Genomic DNA, 19,854 nt, shown 5'->3' on the forward strand with positions numbered 1-19,854 from the left:
TTGTTAGTAACTTGCCCGTTTAACTCACCCCCAGCTCCCCCCAAAGACTTACGAGGGGGGAGAAAGGGAAAGTTATTTTGGATTCATTCATTAAAGGAGTTTTTCAAGTTCTTCAAAACTCATCTTCTCCACCACACTTTGACCGATACCATTCAAAAAAACAAAACTTATATGGTTGCCCTGCTTCTTCTTGTCCCTGAACATGGCATCCATTATCTTTTCCGGCGACTCTTTATGTGATACCGGCAGCTTCAGGGCATCAAGAAGGCTTTTGATCCTATTGCAGTCGCTTTCATCGAGATATCCCCGTCTGCGTGAAAATTCAGCGGCTGCCACCATACCTATACTTACAGCCTTTCCATGCCCCATACCAGTCAGTTTTTCCAGGGCATGGCCAAGGGTGTGTCCAAAATTTAGTTTTTTACGCTCACCTGCTTCACGTTCATCCCGCTGCACAACCCCTGCCTTTAAACGGACAGAATCCAGAACAAGACGTGATATGACATCCTTGTCAAGGGACAATGCTTTTTCAACATTGTCTTCAATAAAAGCAACCATTTCTGCATCTGCTATAAGCCCGTGCTTTACAATTTCGGCAAAACCGTTGGAGACCTCCTCCGGAGGCAGGGTTGGAAGCATCAAAGGATCACATATTACAAATTCCGGCTGGCAGAAAACACCAACCATGTTCTTGTATGCATCAAGATTTACGCCATTTTTTCCTCCCACACTTGCATCCACCTGGGATAAAAGTGTTGTTGAAACAAACCCAAACCTTAACCCACGCATGTAGGTTGATGCCACAAATCCGGTAATATCACATACAATCCCCCCACCAATACCAAGAATAAAGGTTGAGCGATCAGCTCCAAGTTCAATGAGTTCCCTGAAAATCTTTTCAACTGTGGCAAGGGTTTTTATACCTTCACCAATGCCAATAGTTATTACAGGAGCATCGGGAAACATGGCTCCATGATATTGCCTTACCACCTGATCTGTGATGATGATGCATTGTACATCCGGCAAATATTTTTTGACATTTTGCAGTTGCTCTCCCACATGAATATGGGAAAGCCCCCCGGCACCCTGCACTTCAACTGTTTTCACAATATCTCTCCTGTTGCAAGATGCCTATTCCCAAGACAGATCACCTGAAATGGCATGAATCTGATTAATCTTCTGCATCAGCTTTTCAAACTGGTCTGGATAGAGCGACTGAGCACCGTCACTTACTGCCTCATCTGGTATATGATGCACCTCTATCATCATGCCGTCGCAGCCAACTGCTGCCGAAGCCCTGGCAAGTGGAATAACCTGATCCCTTACACCAGCAGCATGGCTTGGATCAATTACAAGGGGCAGATGAGTCTCTTTTTTAGCTGCCGGAACCACGGAAAGATCAAGTGTATTTCTGCTGTGACGGACAAATGTTCTTATTCCCCGTTCACAAAGAATAACCTGCTCATTGCCCTCTTCCATTATATATTCAGCAGCCATGAGCCACTCCTGAAGAAGAGCTGACATACCACGCTTGAGCATAACAGGTCGCCCTGATTTGCCGGCACGTTTAAGAAGGCTGAAATTCTGCATGTTCCTGGTACCTATCTGTACCACATCTGCGTACTCTTCCACAATGTCAAAGTTTTCAACATCCATAACTTCAGTTACCACAGGAAGCCCTGTCTCCTCTCTTACCTTTGCAAGTATCTCAAGACCCTCCTTGCCCATGCCCTGAAAAGAGTAGGGAGATGTTCTTGGCTTAAATGCTCCGCCCCTGAACATAACAGCTCCTGCCTTTTTAACTGCCCTTGCAATCACAAGACACTGCTCCTCACTCTCCACAGCGCAAGGCCCTGCAATTACAGGCATGGAACCATCTCCAAATGCCACATTTCCAACCCTTACAACTGTATTCTCATTTTTAACCTCTCGGCTTACCAGCTTATAGGGTTTTGTCACCGGAATAACCTCCTTTACACCAGAAAGCCCCAGAAAATGGCCAGCATCCACCGAGCCCTTGTTATGCAAAATCCCTATGGAGACCCTGTCTCCACCAGGTATGGGACGTGCTGTGTAACCTCTTTTTTCAGCGGCATTAACAACACCCTGAACGCTCTCCTCTGTTGCACCTTTTTTCATAACGATCAGCATTTTTTATCTCCTGCTGCAGTTTGTTTCTTTTTCAATATTTGACTTCAAACCCGTTGAGTGTACCTTTTTTTGAATATCCGACATAAATCGTTGCTATGTAACCTCTCCCCCCGGCCCCCTTTCCATGACTGGAGAGGGGGGGAAATAGTTCAAAAGGGATACACTTAAACCCGTTTTACAACCCTGTTCCTGCCCTGCTCCTTTGCCATGTAAAGTGCCTTGTCAGCCCTTGATACAATTGAATCTTCTTCCCTGTCATCCAGAAGATTCCACTGACTTACTCCAAGGCTAACTGTAAAGACAAGTTCAGTTCCCAACCATGAAAATCGGGTATCTTCAACCTTTTTTCTGATCTTTTCAGCCAGATTGACAGCATCATCCAGTCTGCACTCCTTTAAAAGCAGAATAAACTCCTCTCCACCCCACCTGCAAAGCAGATCAGAGTCCCGAAGAACTGTTCTTGTCACAGACGCAAGATGTCTTAAAACCGCATCACCTGCAATATGACCATGTGTATCATTAATCAACTTGAAATGGTCAATATCCATCATAACAACTGAAAAAGGAATAAATCTACGATGTACTTCTTTTATCATCTCTGTGAACAGAATGGAGAAAGCCTGGCGATTATAGATACCTGTAAGCTTGTCAAGTGTTGCCATCTCCTCCAGCTTTTGCTGATATGCAGAGATGGTTAAATGAATCATAAATAAAACAACAGATGTTATCAGAACACAGACAATAACATTAAAAAATAAAGTTACTACTATTCCTTTCAACGCCTTGGTTTCGGACTGCTCCACAAAAAGATGCCAACCAAACTCCGGAATATGACGAGTATTAAGCAGAAAGGAGTGGCCATCTTTTTTATAGTGGAATGAGTTCCCGCTGGTGGAAAGAATCTCCATTGCAAGGGGGGCAATACCCTCAATATCAGAAATATTTTTCAGATCACTGGAAAAACCTGAACCATAAAGAACAATGATTCCGTTCTCGTCAACGAAAAAAATTTTCCTTTCAAATTTGTCCTGATATTTTTCTATCAACTGTTTGACAGCATATACTGTTAAACCTACGCCTGTGGCACCGATATAGTTTCCGTCATAATCATATACACGATAATTGATAAAGATAGTCATGGTATCATGATTGGCCATATCAGTATCCACATTTATCTCATAATCTGAAGGCATATCCCTGACTCTGAAATACCACTTATCTCTTTCATCATCACTTGAAACAGTCTTCAAAATTCCCCCGGACTGGTAGTATATTCCTGTTTTTTCCGAGACAAAAAAGCTTGTCACTGTTCCATAGCGAACCTTAATTTCCTTAAGATAACGCACTATTTTTTTTGTATCATTCTCACCTGATATCACCCAGTCACGCAAAAAAGTATCAGATGCCATAAGTGATGATATAAAAACAGGCTGAAGAAGATCACGCTGTATCTCAGAATAGATATTATCACTGGTCAGAGGAAGTTCATTCTGCATAATTTCCTCACGCAGTGATGCCCTTGAGACAAAATAACTGGCAAGGCTTGTGAGAAGAAAGCCTGTTGAAAGCATAAGAGTTAAAATAATAATCAGGCGAATTTTTCTCTTCTGCATTGGATATTCAATAGTACCCTTATTCATTTCATGTAACTTTCACAATTTACAGAGTCGTTTTAGTTTTGATTTAGAATCACATATGGATGCAGTTTATCATAAAAACATTACCACATAATCAAACCCTATGAAAAGCCTTGAATTTATCTATACCCAAAGATATATTCAAATTTTATAGATTCATCAATGGAAACCTGTCACACCATGAAGAAAGGAGATGATCATGACAATATGGGATAAAGCCAAGGGAGAATTCATTGACATTATCGAGTGGACAGATGATTCACCCAACACTATGGTGTACCGATTTCCAAGGTATGACAATGAAATTAAATACAGTGCCCAACTCATTGTGAGACAATCCCAGGCTGCTGTATTTGTCAACAAAGGCAAAATTGCAGATATATTCACTTCCGGTCAGTATCGCCTTGAGACAGACAATCTTCCCATACTCTCCACGCTTGCAGGGTGGAAATATGGCTTTCACAGCCCATTTAAAGCAGAAGTCTATTTTGTAAATCTTAGAAACTTTACAAACCTGAAGTGGGGAACCCGCAACCCTGTCATACTAAAGGATCCGGAATTTGGCCCTGTAAGGCTTCGTGCTTTTGGCACGTATGTTATCAAAGTTTCAAGACCTGACCAATTTATCAAAGAAATTGTGGGAACAGACAGCCTGTTTACAGTTGAAAAAGTGGTTGAGCAGCTCAAAAATCTTATTGTAACAAGATTTTCCGACCTGCTTGGAGAGAAAAAACTGCCGGTTATGGAACTTACAGCGAATTATGATGAGCTATCAGCCATTCTGACACGCATCATCGCTCCTGAATTTCTGGAGTATGGTCTTGATCTAACAAAACTTCTTGTTGAAAATATATCCCTTCCACCGGAAGTGGAAGCTGCCTTAGACAAAAAAAGCAGCATGGGAGTACTTGGAAATCTTGACAACTATTTTAAATTTCAGAGCGCCAATGCACTTGAGCTCGCAGCCCAGAACCAGGGTGGAGAGGCTGCCGCAGGCATCGGCATGGGCATGGGCTTTGCCATGGCAAACCAGATGGGTAGAACTCTTAATGATCAACAGATGGTGAACAGTATTAATGACCAACAGTCGGGCAGCAATATCAATGACCAACAGTCGGGCAACAGTATCAATGAACAACAGTCGGGCAGCAATATCAATGACCAACAGTCGGGCAACAGTATCAATGAACAACAGTCGGGCAACAATATAAATGCACCACAGATGGGCGGCAGTATCAATGATCAAGGTAGAGGCAGCGGCAGCCATGGCCAGACAGCAACAACACCCCCGCCAATCCCGCTTACAGAACCTGTTGTGGAATATTACGTAGTGATAAAAGGCAAAAAGATTGGCCCTCTTGAGATGGATATCATACTCCACAATATTAAAAAGGAAAAAATCAAAAAGGACACCCTTATATGGCGCCAGGGAATGGAGACATGGCAGATGGCAGAGACCTTAGAAGAATTTGCTGCAACTTTTAAGGCTGTTCCCCCGCCAATACCTGAGTAACGTACATGTCAGACTTTAGAACAACACCACAAAAAATTGAGAGGATTTCAAACAATGTCAAAATGTATTAACTGCTCTGCTCCACTTCCTCCCAACTCAATCACATGCGAATATTGCGGAAGTCGCAATGATACCGATCTTATGGGGGTTCATACCTACACAACCCATGAACTTGAATCAGGCAGAACCTGCCCCAGATGTAATATAACTTTGCAGACAATTGATCTTAAAATAAACGGCAGATTCTTTATTGAAAGATGTGATCAGTGCATGGGACTTTTTTTTGATCCAGGCGAGCTTGAGCTTCTTCTGGAAGAATCTGTCAAAAATGTCTATGATATAAACCTTGAAAAGTTAGACAACATAAACACAGCCATGACCCCTGACAAAATCAAGATTACCTACATCAAGTGCCCTGTATGCAGAAAATTCATGAACCGCATGAACTTCGGCACAAGAAGCGGGGTAATTGTGGATCGTTGCAGGGAACACGGTATCTGGCTTGATGGGGGAGAGCTGCGCCACCTGTTTGAATGGAAAAAAGCCGGCGGCTCACTTCTGCATGATAAGCGAGAACTTGAGCGCATGGAGGAGGAGCAGCTACAAAAAGAGAGGGAGGAAAGGCAAAGATCAATGGAATACGCATCCTGGACAGATAACCCCATGGGACACGGCACAAGAGATGAAAATCTCGGCACTGTTATAAAAGGCGTTCTCTCCTGGCTGTTTTAAGTAAGAAGTGTTTTTAAGCTAAAGGATTTGGAGTTTTTCTAATCTCATCCATTTGAATTAACTTCTAATCTCATCCATTTGCATTAACTTCTAATCTCATCCATTTGCATTAACTTCTAATTTTGACCATTTGCATTAACCAGGAGAAAAGGAATATTCAGGATGACCTCATAAGAGCGGCTGTTGTGTCAAGCATCCTGTTTGCATAGCCCCATTCATTATCAAACCAGGCAAGAATTTTGACAAGATTTTTCCCACTTACCCTTGTCTGTCCGCCATCCACAACCGAAGACCTTGAATCATGATTAAAATCACAGGATGCAAGGGGTTCCTCTGTGTAGCCAAGTATTCCTGAAAGCCTTGGGCTTAAAGAGGCAGACTCAAGTATGGCATTGATCTTTTTCACACTCACACTCTCTGCAACAACAAGGGTAATATCAAGCGCTGACACATTAATTGTGGGAACCCGCATGGAGACAGCCTGAAAACGCCCTGAAAGCTGTGGTAAAATCCTGTCAATACCCTTTGCAAGCTCTGTATTTACGGGAATAATTGATTGCCCGGCACATCTTGTTCTGCGCAAATCATGGTGATGGTAGGCATCTATAACCGGCTGATCGTTCATTATTGAGTGAATGGTTGTAATGATGCCAGCTTCAATGCCTATACTGTCATCTATAACCTTGAGTACTGGAATGCTGCAATTGGTTGTACATGAAGCATTTGAGATGATCTGATGATCTCTTGTAAGGATATCTTCATTTATTCCATAGACAATGGTTGCATCAACGTTCTCTTCAGCAGGCTGGGAAAATATCACCTTGCGTGCTCCGCTTTTAATATGCTCCATTGCCTTTTCCCTTGAAGAGAAAGAACCTGAACACTCCAGCACCACATCCACTTCAAGCTCTCTCCAGGGAAGCTTTCCAGGATCAGGTTCATGGCAGAGCCTTATTCTGTTGTTGTTCACAAAAAAATCATTTCCGCATATCTCCACACTTCCGGAAAATCTGCCATGTGTCGAGTCATATCTTGTAAGATGGGCAATGGTCTTTATATCGGAAAGTTCGTTTATCCCCACCACTTCAAGCTCCCTGTAGTGGTGGGATTCATACAGAGCGCGCAGAACTGACCTGCCGATTCTCCCATAACCGTTAATTGCAATTCGATACGCCATTGGGCTTGATTTCTCTCCTTAATTAGCTTGTATTTCTGACACATGTATGTTAACAGGCAATACCGTTGTTTCAAGTATTTTACATAAAATAGCTGCTATAATTTTCCAGATAATGAAATTGGCAAGCACTGTAGGGGGCAGACCTGTGTGGCTGCCCTCTCCAGAGTTGAGATTTCAAAATTATTTTCTGGAAATCTATTTAACGGGCAACTATCATAAATAAGATTATTTGTCATCTCTCTGGAGTCAATTTATTTTTAATATGGCTCCGGAGCAGGAACAGGTATGAAGAGACCATAAGAGACCACAAAAAATCCTGTGAAGCTTAAATGAACCAGACAACCACTCCGGAAAATTCATTACAACAGCCCACTTCAAATGAGCATGATTCCATGTATCGTGAGCTTGTGGAATCTCTTAATGTAGGCATTTTCCGTATCACCCCCTACAGTATGACCATCCTTCATGCCAATCCTGCCATTGCAAATATTTTTGGTCATGAATCTATGGAAGATTTCATGCAAACCTCCATGAAAGATTACTACCAACACCCGAGGCAGCAGAAAGAAATCATTGAGCATATTCGTGTTTATGGCCAATGCAAAAATAAAGAAATTGCAATGCGTAAAAAGGATGGAACTCCAATATGGGTATCTCTAAATGCCATAGCAAAATATGAGCAGCCAGAAAAAAACAATGGAAATACAGTTACATATAACAATCCTGAATTTTTAAGGAAAAATGGCATAATCAAATGGGTTGACTGTGTAATTGAAGATATTACAGAGCGAAAAGAGAGCCTGAACAGACTTAAAAAACTTAACAAAGCATACGAACGGTTTGTTCCATACGAATTTTTAAAAACACTTGGCAAAACAAGCATTGAAGATGTGGAGCTAAATGACCGGATACAGAAAAAAATGACCGTACTGTTTTCCGATATCCGTCTATTTTCAACGCTTTCAGAAAGAATGACTCCTGAAGAAAATTTCAAGTTCATCAACTCATACTTAAGCCATATGGGGCCGCTTGTAAGGGAACACAATGGGTTTATTGACAAATTCATTGGAGATTCAATAATGGCTCTTTTTGGTATAAATGCAGATGATGCAGTATCAGCAGCCATTGGAATGCTGAATAAGCTCAAAAAATATAATGAAGGCCGCAAAAGAGCCGGATATCGCACCATTGAGATCGGTATTGGCATAAATACCGGAACCCTTATACTTGGAACTGTTGGAGAAGCAGACCGTATGGAAGGCACTGTCATAAGCGATGCTGTCAATACTGCTGCCCGTCTTGAAAAATTGACAAAAACATACAAGACGCCTCTTCTGATAAGTGAGTACACATTCCACTCCCTGCAAAAGAGTTCAGATTTTGCCATCCGCTTCATTGATCGTGTTCTTGTCAAGGGACGAAACGAACCCATTTCAATATATGAAATCTTCAATGCTGATGAGCCTGATATTTTTGAAGCAAAACGCTCCTATAATCACCTCTTTGAAACTGCAATGTACCATTTCCACTACCAGGACATGGAGCAGGCAAGAACCCTTTTGAGAGCACTGTCAGAACAGTGTCCGGAAGATGCTGTAATTGAAAGATACCTTACATCACCCTCAAACAGGAGCAACATTTTCTTCTCTCCCTGGCAAAACAGAAAACACCTTGAACTCAAAAGAACTCTTTTCTGTGATATCCCTGTAATTGACGAAGATCATGTGGAGATGTTCTACCTGACAGATCAACTTATGGAGACCATAAAAAAAAGCCAGACCAATGAAAAAATCATCCTTGGGCTTATTGAGCTCAATAGAAAGGCAGCTCAGCACTTTCAGACAGAAGAAAAAATGATGTTACAGGCAGGATATCCTGAATATGAGCAGCATCTGAAACTTCACAAGGAGTTTTTAGTCCATTCAGAAAGCATTCTTGAACTGGCATCCATCACCAACTACAGCCTTAAATCCGAGGCTCTACACCTTCTTCTCAGAATAGAATCCCTTTTTGTGGAGTGGCTTGCAAACCATGAAATCATGCGTGACAGGGACTTTATAGGATTCATGATGGGCTTCAAATAACGTACATGGCGGATACCTGCCTAATAAAAAATTGCAACTTCAGGGAACCGGAATAAGATTGCAAAGGAACAAAGTATGAAACAGGTTATCACAACAGAACAAAAACCCATCAAGTTATGGCTTGACGATATTGATAATGCTGCCCTTGACCAGGCAAAAAACCTTGCGAACCTGCCATTCATATTCAAGCATGTTGCAATCATGCCTGATTCACACCTTGGTTACGGCATGCCCATAGGTGGTGTGATGGCTACACAAAATATCATTGTTCCCAATGCTGTGGGGGTTGATATCGGCTGCGGAATGTGTGCTGTTCAAACATCGATGACAGAAATTGACACCAACACTTTAAAAGGAATACTTGGCAAAATCCGGATGAGCATCCCCCTTGGTTTCAAACACCATTCAAGGGAACAGGCGGATTGGATACATTCATGTGAGGCCTCATGCAAATTCATCAAAGATGGCATTATTGAAAAAGAGTATAAAGCATCATTAAAGCAGGTTGGCACCCTTGGCGGCGGGAATCATTTTATTGAAATCCAGAGAGGCAGTGATGGTCATATCTGGATAATGATACACTCCGGAAGCCGAAATATGGGGTTGAAGGTGGCTAAACATTACAACGATCTTGCCATTAAAATGAACGAAAAATGGTTCTCTTCAGTACCTAAAAAATGGGAGCTTGCATTTTTGCCCCTTGATGATGAAATCGGGCGAGCATACTTTACCGAAATGAACTGCTGTGTGGAGTTTGCCCTCACTAACAGGCAGCGGATGCTGGATGTGGTAAAAAAAATTTTTAAAGAAAATACCCATGGAAATGTTGATTTTGGAGAGATGATAAACATTGCCCATAACTATGCTGCTGTTGAAAAGCATTTTGGCGAAAAAGTTGTGGTTCACAGAAAAGGGGCAACAAGGGCTTTTCCTGATCAGACCGGCATCATTCCAGGCAGTCAGGGCAGTTCAAGCTATATTGTAAAAGGAAAGGGAAATCCTGACAGCTTCATGTCCTGTTCACATGGGGCAGGCAGAAAACTTGGCAGAAAACAGGCACAGCGCGAACTTAACCTGAAAGCTGAACAGGAGAGGCTTGACAGACTTGGGGTACTGCATGCCCTGCGGGGGAAAAAGAGCCTGGATGAGGCAGCAGGAGCATACAAAGATATCTCGGTTGTCATGGAAAACCAGTCAGATCTTGTTGATATTGATGTGGAATTAAGGCCACTTGCAGTAGTCAAAGGATAATTTCGGCAACTAATCTGGACGATAAAGAAAAAGATCAGCAAGATAAAAATCAGCACCGGCACACTGATGCTGTTATTGGTCTGGTTGATGAGCGGTAGCAGGTAAACCAACAGAAAGCCGACTATTGCCTTATCCACGGTTTTTACGGCTTTTATTTTGACCGGCAGTTTTTCCAGGTTTTTGCCGGAAAGCAAGATCAAACCAGCACAAAGCAAACTAAGCAGGGCCGCCACCAACAAATAATTCAAACCATCTCGCAAATCCCACGCCTTACTGAACTCTAAAAACCAGAGAGTCAGGCAGATAGGTGCCAGCGAAGTGGCGACAAGGGTGACTTTGGCGGCCTTGTTAAGCATTGACCGCCTCTTGATTTTGTTGGCCGGAAGAATGGGAAAAGGCTTCCCGTAAAACCGCCTGCATCAGTTGTTCGGCGTGGGTCTGGTTGTCGGTGATTTGGGCTTCGAGTTGGTCGCAGAGTGAGGTGAGATATTTGACCTTTTCAGCTATAACATATTGCTCTTTAGCAGGGGGTAGAGGTAGCAGCATCTCTCCTACATCACCCAATCTGAAACTGTTTTTTATTCCTCTCTGCGGAGCGTTGTATTGCCATTTCGCAAAAGGCGAACGCATGACCTCAAGATAATATTGTCTTCTGCACTCAGGCATATAGCGAAGCATGCAAGTATGCTGGTTGATATACGCCTCACCAAAACCTTTGGGGATCACTCCAAGATTGCCGACATCTCCTGTAATAGAAATCAGCAAGTCACCCTCTTGAAGCTTTGTCCTACTTCCTTCGCTGTTTAAGGGTGCTTTTACATAACGTACTTTATTCATGCGGAGGCGGTATGAGTCTTTTGAAAGGTTTCCCATTGTAACGAAGATTGCTCCTTCATCCGCGTAATACTTTGCCCAATCGCGTGACCCAGAAGTGATTAGCTCCGCTACGTCCCAAATCCGACACCACTCCCACCCCTCCGGCAAAGAAAACGGTTTTTCTTCCTCATTGATTGGCGGTAGCGGTTTTTGTTTTTTGATTTTTTTGTCTTTCACCAGCTGGTTTTTTTCTGCCTGAATGCGGGCAAGTAGTTCACTTGCTGGCTCAACATCGGGGTTTTGCTGCCGCCATTCGGCGGTGAGCTTGCCTTCGATGGCTTCCTGTAAAATTTGTTGACGGAGTTTTTTCAGCAGGGTTTGCTGATGGGTGAGTTCGGTTTTAAATTCGTTTATTTCAACTTGAACACTCTCCTTTTTTCTGAGGATAGAGCGTTGAATATCAATGGGAGGTATCTGCATTTCAATTTGACATAAATCATTAAACCGTAACGATTTTCTTACGGTACCTCTTGCATATTTAGCAATTTGAAAAAGCCCATCTGCGGACTTCAAAAAGTCAAACAACAATTCGGGTAACAAAGAATTTTTTGTTTTAAATACCACATAAGCAGGGCTGACAAGGCCTTTCACACCTTTCGGTACCAATCCAATTGAACCAACATTAATACGGTACGGATTATATGCAAAATCTCCCTCTTCTATTAGCTGATATTTCGAGAGGTCTTTGGATTTTTTATGATCAGTAATTGCAATCCCAACTTGGTTTGATACACCGAGGACTTGCATGGAGTCAAAATTGGGCAAAGAATAAGCCTTGACAGATTTTTTTTCGATAAAGCGATCCAGTTTATCAAATGCCACTACTCCCCCTCCCCACGCTCAAGCACTGCGTATATTTCATTCAACTTATCCCGCAGAAGCTGTTTTGGAATAAGTCTGGTCTCATAATCAGCGATAACGGCAGGGCTGACCGAACGGCTGAGGGCGTATTTCACCACCTCGTCATTTTTTTCCCGGCAAAGAAGTATGCCGATACTGGGATTTTCAAAATCAAGTTTGACATCCCTGTCCAGGGCTTCAAGATAAAACTCCAACTGCCCCAGGTGCTCCGGCCTGAACTTGTCGTTTTTCAGTTCAAATGCGACCAGGCATTGCAGATGGCGGTGGAAAAAAAGAAGATCAACAAAAAAATCATCGGTGCCCACCTGCAGGCGGTACTCATGGCCGATAAAGGTAAAACCGATGCCCAACTCCAGAATAAAATCTTTGAGAGAAGCCATCAGTGCCTGTTGTAGTTCTTTTTCCCGGTAGAGGGTTGGCAAATTCAAAAACTCAAACACATAGCTGTCTTTGAAAACATTTTCCGTGGATTGGGGGAGTTCTGTAATAGTCTGAGACAGTTTTTCATTGGCAAGCATGGTACGTTCAAAAGTGCCGGTTTGGATGAGCCTGTCCAGCTCTCTGACAGAATAGTTTTTTTGATTGCAGAGTAAAAGATAAAACTCACGCTCTTCAGGTGTTTTCAAGGTCATTATTCGCCGATTATGGGTCCAGCTTAAAACTCGCCCCAGTGAGGCGAGTTTTTCATCATCCTGGTATGTCTCATAAAACTGCTTCATCCGCCACAGGTTTTTGTCGGTAAAACCTTTTAATTCAGGATCACTGGTTTTGATAAAGTGTGCCAGTTCTTTTATAACGCCCTTGCCCCAACCTGAACGTTTTACCTGCTTTGATATATACTCGCCGATATTCCAGTACAACTCCACCAAAATCGTATTGACCTGCTGAAAAGCACGCTGTTTGGCCTGTTGTATGCGGTGAAGTATCTCAGCAAATTGTTTTTCGGTTTTTTGTTTTTCTATCTGATTTGCCATCAGGACAACTCCTTTTTAAGCTGCTGAAGCAGTTGATCTCCTTTGGCAAAGGACTTATGGAGTAAATCAAGTAATTCCGCACTGCTGTATTGCTTTTCTTCTTCGGGTTGATGGGGATTTTTAATATCAAGGTTGTACCCGTTTTCCTTGATGGTTTTAATATCAACCCGCCAAGCCAGTTCGCTTTCCTCTCGTTCATTCCACCACTCTTTAAGCCCATCAAACTCGGCAGACTGGATGGGCTTGGTCTTGGAATAAGCCTTGTAGCCCTCTGGCAATTTATGTTGCCAATACCAAACATTTCTCGTTGGTTCGCCCTTGGTGAAGAACAAAAGATTGGTTGCCACCGATGCGTAGGGCTGAAACACTGAGTTTGGCAGCCGGATAATGGTGTGGAGGTTGCAGTCTTCCAGCAGTTTTTGGCGGATACGCTGCTTTACGCCATCACCGGTCAGGGAACCATCGGGCAATACAATGGCTGCTCTTCCGCCCTCTTTTAGCAGATGGATCATCAAGATTAAAAACAGGTCTGCCGATTCCTTGGTGCGGTAGGTCTGGGGAAAATTGTTTTCGTTGTTATTGGAAACAACGCCACCGAAAGGCGGATTGGTAAGTATAACATCAACCCGGTCTTTCTGGCGGTATTCGGTCAGGGGGGTTGCCAGCGAATCGCCATATTTGATATTGGGCAGATTGATATCATGGAGGATCAGATTGGTATTACCGAGTAAATAAGGTAGTGGTTTGTACTCCCAGCCCATGACATTGCTCTGGATAGCATCCCGTTCTGCCACGGATGAAGCTTTGGCCTTGAGATGTTCCAGTGCGGCGGTGAGAAAACCGCCCGTGCCACAGGCAGGATCAAGCACCTTTTCACCTGCTTTAGGGTCGGTTAGTTCGGTGAGCAGTTCGGTAATGGCACGGGGAGTGTAAAACTCACCCAATGTACCGGCACTTTGCAGTTCACCTAAAAAGGTCTCATAAATCTGGCCGAAGACCTGCTTGTCTTTGGAGTTGTTGAAGTCAATTTCGTTGAGTTTATTAATGACCTGCCGCAGGTGAATACCTGATTTCATGTAATTGTAGTTACCTGCAAAAACTTCACGTACCAGTACAGCACGTTTGTTGCCGGTGGAAAGATCGACATTTGATAGAGTTGGGAAAAGTTTTTGATCGACAAAGGCCAGTAATTCGTCACCGGTCATGCCTTCGTCATCTCCGGCCCATTCATCCCAGTGCAGTTCAGCGGGGATGGGGGAAATATAGTCGTCCTGCAACAACTCCAATTCTTTGTCTTTGTCGCTGAATATTTTTAAAAAAAGCATCCAGCCCAATTGCAGGATACGCAGTTCATCACTGCCGGTTCCTGTGTCCTGGCGCATGATGTTTCTTGCTGATTTTACAATACCGCTGATCATAATTACCAATTTCCAATTAAGAATTACGAATCTTTTGTTTCATTGTTTTTTGGATGCTCCCGATAATTTTCATTATCTCTTCGCAATCCTTTAGCAATGAATCCTTTTCATATGATTTAATAAATCCACTGTCCGATAACAATCTTATCCAGTAATGAGTTTCTCTTGATTCTTTGTAGGCAATACTCATTTTTGATAGAAAATCTTTACTTGATTGTCCGCCAATTGCTTCCTCCACATTTGCTCCGATCGATGTGCCACTTCTTAGAACCTGTTTCCCTAAAACATATTCCTGTTTTTCACCCTTGAGATAGCGATAAAGCTTCACTATTCGCAAAGCAAACGCATAACTCTTTTCTTGAATAATATTATCACGTTTCATTCGTAATTTCTAATTCCTAACTCGCAATTGAATAATATTATCACGTTTCATTCGTAATTTCTAATTCCTAACTCGCAATTGAATAAATTTCCGCTTCCAGTTCTGTGATTGCCTGCAAATACTTCTTTTTACCACCGAAAAGGCTGATAATCTCAAGGGGAGAGCCGAACTGATCCAGTGGGTTCACTTGCAGAATTTTCATATCTTCAATGTTTTCAATGCCTTCATCCGCGTATTTTTCCAGCAGAGCTTCCAGCACTTTGCGGGTTTGTTCTCCATATTTGGTAAAGTAATCCCGTTTTTTGACATTGTTCGCCCGTTCCGCTCTGGTCAGTGGTGGTTGGTCAAATGCTGTATGACAGATGAGGTCAAAAATATCCATTTCCTTGTTAATGGCTTCCTTAAGATTTTCAAAAATAATACCCTGTTCTGTCAGTTCTTCGATGATAGCCTGTTTTTTGTCGGTTTGATTCCATTTATTAAGGAAGTTAGACAGGGTGCGGTATTGCTCACGCACTTTTTCTCTGGTGTAATCCTTGAGGCTGCCGGTAATCAGTTTGCCGTTGTTATCCATATACTGGATACGCTCATTGAGTACAGTCACGTTGACACCGTTGACATAGTATTTTTCTCTCGGCTCGGCAACAATGTCTCCACCTGTGGTGATATCAGGCTCATAAGGAGGTGGATCAAAGATTATTTCCTCGCCGTCTTCATCAATGATCGGATCAAGTGATTCTGCTTCTTCTTCCGGTGATTCGAATTCATCATCTTCATCAAGTACTTTTACCCTGACTGGATCACCGTCAAAGTCTGGGTCGGCAAAGAGATCTGTTACATTGCGGAAGTCCATGATGGTGAAGAATGTTTTACCAAATTCTTCATTGATGCGTGTTCCACGGCCAATGATCTGTTTGAACTCCGTCATGGAGCCTATGTTGCTGTCCAGCACAATAAGTTTACAGGTTTGAGCATCCACGCCTGTGGTCATAAGTTTTGAAGTGGTGGCAACAACCGGGTACCTCTCCTCTGGGTTGATGAAGTTGTCCAGTTCCATTTTTCCTTCATCATTGTCGCCGGTAATCTGCATGACAAATTTGGGATTTTGTGCCATGAGATCGCTGTTTTCGTTGGCTATGGCAGCCCTCATTCTCTGGGCGTGATCAATGTCAACGCAGAAGATAATGGTTTTATCAAATCTGTTGGTCTTTTTCAGGAATTCGGTGACTTTTCTGGCAACTGTTTCGGTTCGTTCATCAATGACCAAATTCTTGTCAAAGTCTTTACGGTTGTATATGCGGTCATCGACAAGCAAACCTTGCTTGTCGGTCTTGCCCTGTTCTGGTCGCCAGCCTTCCAAATCAACATTCAAGCCTACTCGTACAACTTTATAGGGGGCAAGGAAACCATCTTCTATGCCCTGTTTTAGTGAGTATGTATAGATTGGGTCGCCAAAATATTCGGTACTGGAAACGGTTTTTGTTTCTTTTGGAGTTGCGGTTAAGCCGATATGGGTTGCCCCCGCAAAATAATTGAGAATCTCACGCCATGCACTGTCGCTGGCGGCACTGCCACGGTGGCACTCATCAATGACGATGAGGTCGAAGAATTCGGGACTAAATTCACGGTAGGCGTCTTTGTCTTCATCGTAGTTGGTTAAACCCTGATACAGGGCCAGATAGATTTCATAGGATTTGTCTATTTTCTTCTTTTTGATAACCGTCATTTTATCTTTAAAATGACGAAAATCTCCCCGTTTAGTTTGATCAATCAGGGCGTTTCTATCAGCCAGAAACAATATGCGTTTTTTGTTTTTCCTTTCCAAAGGCGGTGGATAATTTGGAATGCGGTGTAAGTCTTGCCCGTGCCTGTTGCCATGGTTAGCAATATACGATTTTGTCCCTTGGCAATAGCCTCAACCGTTCGGTTGATGGCTATTTGCTGGTAGTAGCGTGGGGTTCTGTCTGAACCATCAAAGAAATAATCCTGTGCTGTAATACGTTCCTGTTCTTCTGTTTCAATGCCTTTATATTTTTTGTAGCGTTGCCAGAGTATTTCCGGCGAAGGGAATTGATCAAGGGTAAGGTCTGTTTCTATATTGCCATCTGTGCAGGTTCGGTCATGTTCATAAAAGCCGTCACCGTTGCTGCTGTAAACAGAGGGGATATCTAAAATCTCGGCGTAATTGAGCCCCTGCTGGATACCTGCTTTGACTGAGTGTTTATTGTCTTTTGCCTCAATTATGGCAATGGGGATATTTGGCTTATAATAAAGGATGTAATCCGCTCTTTTCCTTTTTCCTCTGCTTGTCAGGTTGCCTTTAACATAGATACGACCATCAGTGAAAGTGACTTCTTCTCGAATTTGGGTAAGCGGGTTCCAACCAGCTTTTTCAAGTGCTGGCTGGATATATTTTGTGCAGATGTCTCTTTCTGATAGGTCTTTTTTAGATGTCATTTTTTGCTACTCATTTTTATTATTGATGCCTCGATGTTTATTTTGGAAAAGATAACTTTGCAAATAAAGGCTAAGCTAACCGGCGCAAAAGGGTGGAGGGAGCGATAGCGACCGGAATCCTTTTGCGTCCGAGTTCAGCACCAGGTTATATTCTTCTTTTCAGTAAGGTATAAAAATCTCCTCTTTTAGCAACCATTTGTATAAATACGATTTTATCATCTTCATCAACAATATAAGCTATTCGATATTGTTTCCTTGCATATGTAAAATGGTAAGATTGAATACCGTTTAAATCTCCAGTAAGGCTGACTCCAATTTCAGGATTTTGCAATATTTCAGGAATTAAATCTTCCTTGATTTTTTTCCTTATCGGAGTATCAATTTTTTTAAGATCCTTCTTTACCTGTGGGTGATATTCATCTTTATACATCGAAAACTTCATCCCTTGATAGATATTTAACTTTCTTGTTTTTGAAGTCTTCTGAACGTTTTACAAGTTCCTTCCCTTCTTCAGATAGAAGTAAAAGTAAAGTTTCCATTTCACCTTCATTCATGCTGTTGATTATAGTTGCAACCTGCTGAACAGGTATATTTATCATCAGTTGTGGCATATCATTTCCTTTCAAAAATGGTATCAGATTTTTGGACATTGGCGAATACAAATATTTCATTTCTTGCATTAAAATTTAACAATAACGCTTTTAATTTATATAACTTGTTCGTATTTATTATATTTGCCTGTTAAATCAAATTGATAAATCTTTAAATTGCACGAAATTATCTGTCAGATATAAAAAATATATTGTTGAGCAAGGGCAGTGAAATATCCTGTTTCTAATTTTTTTGTGGTTTAGTCAAAAACGAGGCATAATCGCCCAAAACTCTACCAATTCCTCTCCTATTCACAAGTTAAATGGGTTAGTTATAATTAAAATTAATTGCATAATTTACCAATTTCAGCTTACATGTCGGAATGTAGTATCTGACCACAAAAAAATTAGAATCAGAAAATACGGGCAAAGTATTAATTCGAAGAAAAGATGGGCGCACTTTCGCTTTGATACCAGAAAATGCAGTGACATCCCCCCTAAATGTTCCATCAATAAAGGCTAAAATCACAACTAAGGAAATAGTTGATATCATTCGTGAAGGAAGGGAAAGGTAGAACAATCCAGCACACCGGAACCTTAAAGACTGGCACTTTTTGTCAGGTATCACTTTTAAGGCACTTGCAACGGTTGGTGTGTTACACAGATAGAACTTGTTAAGGACGATTCCCCTTGGGCAATGAGTTCAGCAAGTTTGACCGGGGAGAAGTCCTCTTTTTCGTGAATCCACGAAAGGCGTTTTTCTCCGATTCCTCTTACCTCGCATGTAGTTATGTTAATAAACGGGCATGGTTGCGCATCAATCATTCCCAAAAATAAAAATGATAGTCATTGTGATGGGAAAAAGTCTTCATAACAGCCTATTTTTTTGACCATTCACGCCCATTGATCTCTTTTATCTCTAAGAGTTCTGAAAGTTTCAAGGGAGTCTGCCTGTAAAAAAAGATTAAGCTCCCTTTCAAGGCCCATTGTGGTATTAAAGCATGTGGTATCTTCAATGCTGTCAATGAGTTCCCCTGCTTTGACAACACCATTTGCCATGGAGAAACCAAGATTTGTTGCCATATAGTCATGACCTGGATATAGAATGGCCTCATCAGGTAAAATAGAATTTATTTTTGTCACTGTTTCATACAGGATATCCACGTTACCGCCACTTTTGCAGTTACCAACGCCACAGTTGAAAAGAACATCTCCACTGATAAAGCCAACAATTTCACTACCTTCCTTTAAAAGAATCACGAGATGATCCATGGTATGACCATTGGCATCCATGAATTCCATGGAAGCGCCATCACCAAGGTCAATACTGCCCTTTTCCAGCAAACTCTCCTTTGAAAAGATTTCTGCGCCTGTCAACTTTGCAAGGCTATCATTTCCACGGGTATGATCAAAATGAAGATGGGTATTGATGATACCTTCAAGGGTAAGACCGCGATTTGAGATAACCTTGAAAATTGAGGAACCATCCCATGGATCAACACAAAATGCCCTGTTTTCTGCTCCAACAATAAGGTAACTGTAATTTGCCATACTATCCTGAGACAAAAGTCCAACAATATCCATTATCAATCTCCTTACTCAAAGTCTATGCCTGTAATTTTTTAAGCATTGTCAATACTGTCTGAATCAAGATGTCCAGGATTAACAGGATAATGCAGGATTATTAATCTTGAACATCATTTTTATCTTGGTTATCTTGGTTATCTTGGTTATCTTGGTTATCTTGGTTA

The 19,854-nt window shown here is 42.0% G+C and carries 15 protein-coding genes and 1 pseudogene; 4 read left to right on the forward strand and 12 right to left on the reverse strand.

The annotated features are described in order from the left end of the window. Positions 1 to 90: 90 nt before the first annotated feature. From aroB to MTBBW1_RS18535, 3 genes are all read right to left on the reverse strand, one after another. Positions 91 to 1,107, reverse strand: a complete 1,017-nt coding sequence (aroB, locus tag MTBBW1_RS18525; RefSeq protein ID WP_342743934.1) for a 3-dehydroquinate synthase — start codon at positions 1,105 to 1,107, stop codon at positions 91 to 93. Between the two features lie 24 nt (positions 1,108 to 1,131). Further along, positions 1,132 to 2,151, reverse strand: coding sequence for a 3-deoxy-7-phosphoheptulonate synthase (gene aroF, locus MTBBW1_RS18530; RefSeq protein WP_080805802.1), 1,020 nt, complete (start codon positions 2,149 to 2,151; stop codon positions 1,132 to 1,134). Between the two features lie 164 nt (positions 2,152 to 2,315). Continuing rightward, positions 2,316 to 3,764: a sensor domain-containing diguanylate cyclase gene (locus MTBBW1_RS18535; protein WP_080805804.1), complete on the reverse strand. Its 1,449-nt coding sequence runs from the start codon at positions 3,762 to 3,764 to the stop codon at positions 2,316 to 2,318. Positions 3,765 to 3,987: 223 nt separating this feature from the next. On the opposite strand from MTBBW1_RS18535, the gene MTBBW1_RS18540 reads away from it, so the two are divergent. Together MTBBW1_RS18540 and MTBBW1_RS18545 are read left to right on the forward strand one after the other, a co-directional pair. After that, a complete protein-coding gene (locus tag MTBBW1_RS18540; protein ID WP_080805806.1) occupies positions 3,988 to 5,301 on the forward strand; it encodes an SPFH domain-containing protein in 1,314 nt (437 codons plus the stop codon). A gap of 54 nt (positions 5,302 to 5,355) precedes the next feature. Next, a complete protein-coding gene (locus tag MTBBW1_RS18545) occupies positions 5,356 to 6,033 on the forward strand; it encodes a zf-TFIIB domain-containing protein (RefSeq protein ID WP_080805811.1) in 678 nt (225 codons plus the stop codon). A gap of 157 nt (positions 6,034 to 6,190) precedes the next feature. Here the strand turns inward: MTBBW1_RS18545 and gap are convergent, their stop codons facing one another. Next, positions 6,191 to 7,210 carry a type I glyceraldehyde-3-phosphate dehydrogenase gene (gene gap, locus MTBBW1_RS18550; RefSeq protein WP_080805814.1) on the reverse strand — a complete coding sequence of 340 codons (1,020 nt, stop codon included), beginning with the start codon at positions 7,208 to 7,210 and terminating at the stop codon, positions 6,191 to 6,193. A gap of 329 nt (positions 7,211 to 7,539) precedes the next feature. Here gap and MTBBW1_RS18555 point away from each other — a divergent pair, with 329 nt between their 5' ends. Both MTBBW1_RS18555 and MTBBW1_RS18560 read left to right on the forward strand, forming a co-directional pair. Beyond that, positions 7,540 to 9,294, forward strand: a complete 1,755-nt coding sequence (locus MTBBW1_RS18555) for an adenylate/guanylate cyclase domain-containing protein (protein ID WP_080805816.1) — start codon at positions 7,540 to 7,542, stop codon at positions 9,292 to 9,294. Positions 9,295 to 9,369: 75 nt separating this feature from the next. Beyond that, a complete protein-coding gene (locus MTBBW1_RS18560) occupies positions 9,370 to 10,545 on the forward strand; it encodes an RtcB family protein (RefSeq protein WP_080805818.1) in 1,176 nt (391 codons plus the stop codon). A 348-nt stretch (positions 10,546 to 10,893) separates the two neighbouring features. Here MTBBW1_RS18560 and MTBBW1_RS18565 read toward each other — a convergent pair whose 3' ends face one another. From MTBBW1_RS18565 to MTBBW1_RS18605, 8 genes and pseudogenes are all read right to left on the reverse strand, one after another. Then, positions 10,894 to 12,243, reverse strand: coding sequence for a restriction endonuclease subunit S (locus MTBBW1_RS18565; RefSeq protein ID WP_222424102.1), 1,350 nt, complete (start codon positions 12,241 to 12,243; stop codon positions 10,894 to 10,896). After that, positions 12,243 to 13,256, reverse strand: a complete 1,014-nt coding sequence (locus MTBBW1_RS18570) for a PDDEXK nuclease domain-containing protein (RefSeq protein ID WP_080805820.1) — start codon at positions 13,254 to 13,256, stop codon at positions 12,243 to 12,245. The genes MTBBW1_RS18565 and MTBBW1_RS18570 overlap by 1 nt, the downstream gene beginning before the upstream one ends. Then, complete coding sequence (locus MTBBW1_RS18575; protein WP_080805823.1) at positions 13,256 to 14,674, reverse strand: class I SAM-dependent DNA methyltransferase; 1,419 nt, start codon at positions 14,672 to 14,674, stop codon at positions 13,256 to 13,258. Before MTBBW1_RS18575 ends, MTBBW1_RS18570 begins: the two co-directional genes overlap by 1 nt. A gap of 16 nt (positions 14,675 to 14,690) precedes the next feature. After that, on the reverse strand, positions 14,691 to 15,056 hold the full coding sequence (locus MTBBW1_RS18580) for a four helix bundle protein (RefSeq protein WP_080805826.1): 366 nt from the start codon (positions 15,054 to 15,056) through the stop codon (positions 14,691 to 14,693). 67 nt (positions 15,057 to 15,123) lie between these two features. Continuing rightward, positions 15,124 to 17,513 (reverse strand): annotated as a pseudogene (gene hsdR / locus MTBBW1_RS18585) (EcoAI/FtnUII family type I restriction enzme subunit R). 145 nt (positions 17,514 to 17,658) lie between these two features. Beyond that, entirely contained in the window at positions 17,659 to 17,943 is a 285-nt protein-coding gene (locus tag MTBBW1_RS18590) for a type II toxin-antitoxin system RelE family toxin (RefSeq protein WP_186441482.1), read from the reverse strand. Beyond that, entirely contained in the window at positions 17,936 to 18,124 is a 189-nt protein-coding gene (locus tag MTBBW1_RS18595; RefSeq protein ID WP_080805830.1) for a hypothetical protein, read from the reverse strand. Before MTBBW1_RS18595 ends, MTBBW1_RS18590 begins: the two co-directional genes overlap by 8 nt. 873 nt (positions 18,125 to 18,997) lie before the next feature. Further along, positions 18,998 to 19,687 carry an MBL fold metallo-hydrolase gene (locus MTBBW1_RS18605; RefSeq protein WP_080805835.1) on the reverse strand — a complete coding sequence of 230 codons (690 nt, stop codon included), beginning with the start codon at positions 19,685 to 19,687 and terminating at the stop codon, positions 18,998 to 19,000. Positions 19,688 to 19,854: the final 167 nt, after the last annotated feature.

This window comes from Desulfamplus magnetovallimortis (genome assembly GCF_900170035.1).
GTDB classification, from domain to species: Bacteria; Desulfobacterota; Desulfobacteria; order Desulfobacterales; family Desulfobacteraceae; genus Desulfamplus; species Desulfamplus magnetovallimortis.

Coding starts and splice junctions, on each gene's coding strand:
- aroF (WP_080805802.1), bottom strand. CDS start 2,151: ATGCTGATCGTTATGAAAAAAGGTGCAACAGAGGAGAGCGTTCAGGGT.
- MTBBW1_RS18535 (WP_080805804.1), bottom strand. CDS start 3,764: ATGCAGAAGAGAAAAATTCGCCTGATTATTATTTTAACTCTTATGCTT.
- MTBBW1_RS18540 (WP_080805806.1), top strand. CDS start 3,988: ATGACAATATGGGATAAAGCCAAGGGAGAATTCATTGACATTATCGAG.
- MTBBW1_RS18545 (WP_080805811.1), top strand. CDS start 5,356: ATGTCAAAATGTATTAACTGCTCTGCTCCACTTCCTCCCAACTCAATC.
- gap (WP_080805814.1), bottom strand. CDS start 7,210: ATGGCGTATCGAATTGCAATTAACGGTTATGGGAGAATCGGCAGGTCA.
- MTBBW1_RS18555 (WP_080805816.1), top strand. CDS start 7,540: ATGAACCAGACAACCACTCCGGAAAATTCATTACAACAGCCCACTTCA.
- MTBBW1_RS18560 (WP_080805818.1), top strand. CDS start 9,370: ATGAAACAGGTTATCACAACAGAACAAAAACCCATCAAGTTATGGCTT.
- MTBBW1_RS18570 (WP_080805820.1), bottom strand. CDS start 13,256: ATGGCAAATCAGATAGAAAAACAAAAAACCGAAAAACAATTTGCTGAG.
- MTBBW1_RS18575 (WP_080805823.1), bottom strand. CDS start 14,674: ATGATCAGCGGTATTGTAAAATCAGCAAGAAACATCATGCGCCAGGAC.
- MTBBW1_RS18580 (WP_080805826.1), bottom strand. CDS start 15,056: ATGAAACGTGATAATATTATTCAAGAAAAGAGTTATGCGTTTGCTTTG.
- MTBBW1_RS18590 (WP_186441482.1), bottom strand. CDS start 17,943: ATGTATAAAGATGAATATCACCCACAGGTAAAGAAGGATCTTAAAAAA.
- MTBBW1_RS18595 (WP_080805830.1), bottom strand. CDS start 18,124: ATGCCACAACTGATGATAAATATACCTGTTCAGCAGGTTGCAACTATA.
- MTBBW1_RS18605 (WP_080805835.1), bottom strand. CDS start 19,687: ATGGATATTGTTGGACTTTTGTCTCAGGATAGTATGGCAAATTACAGT.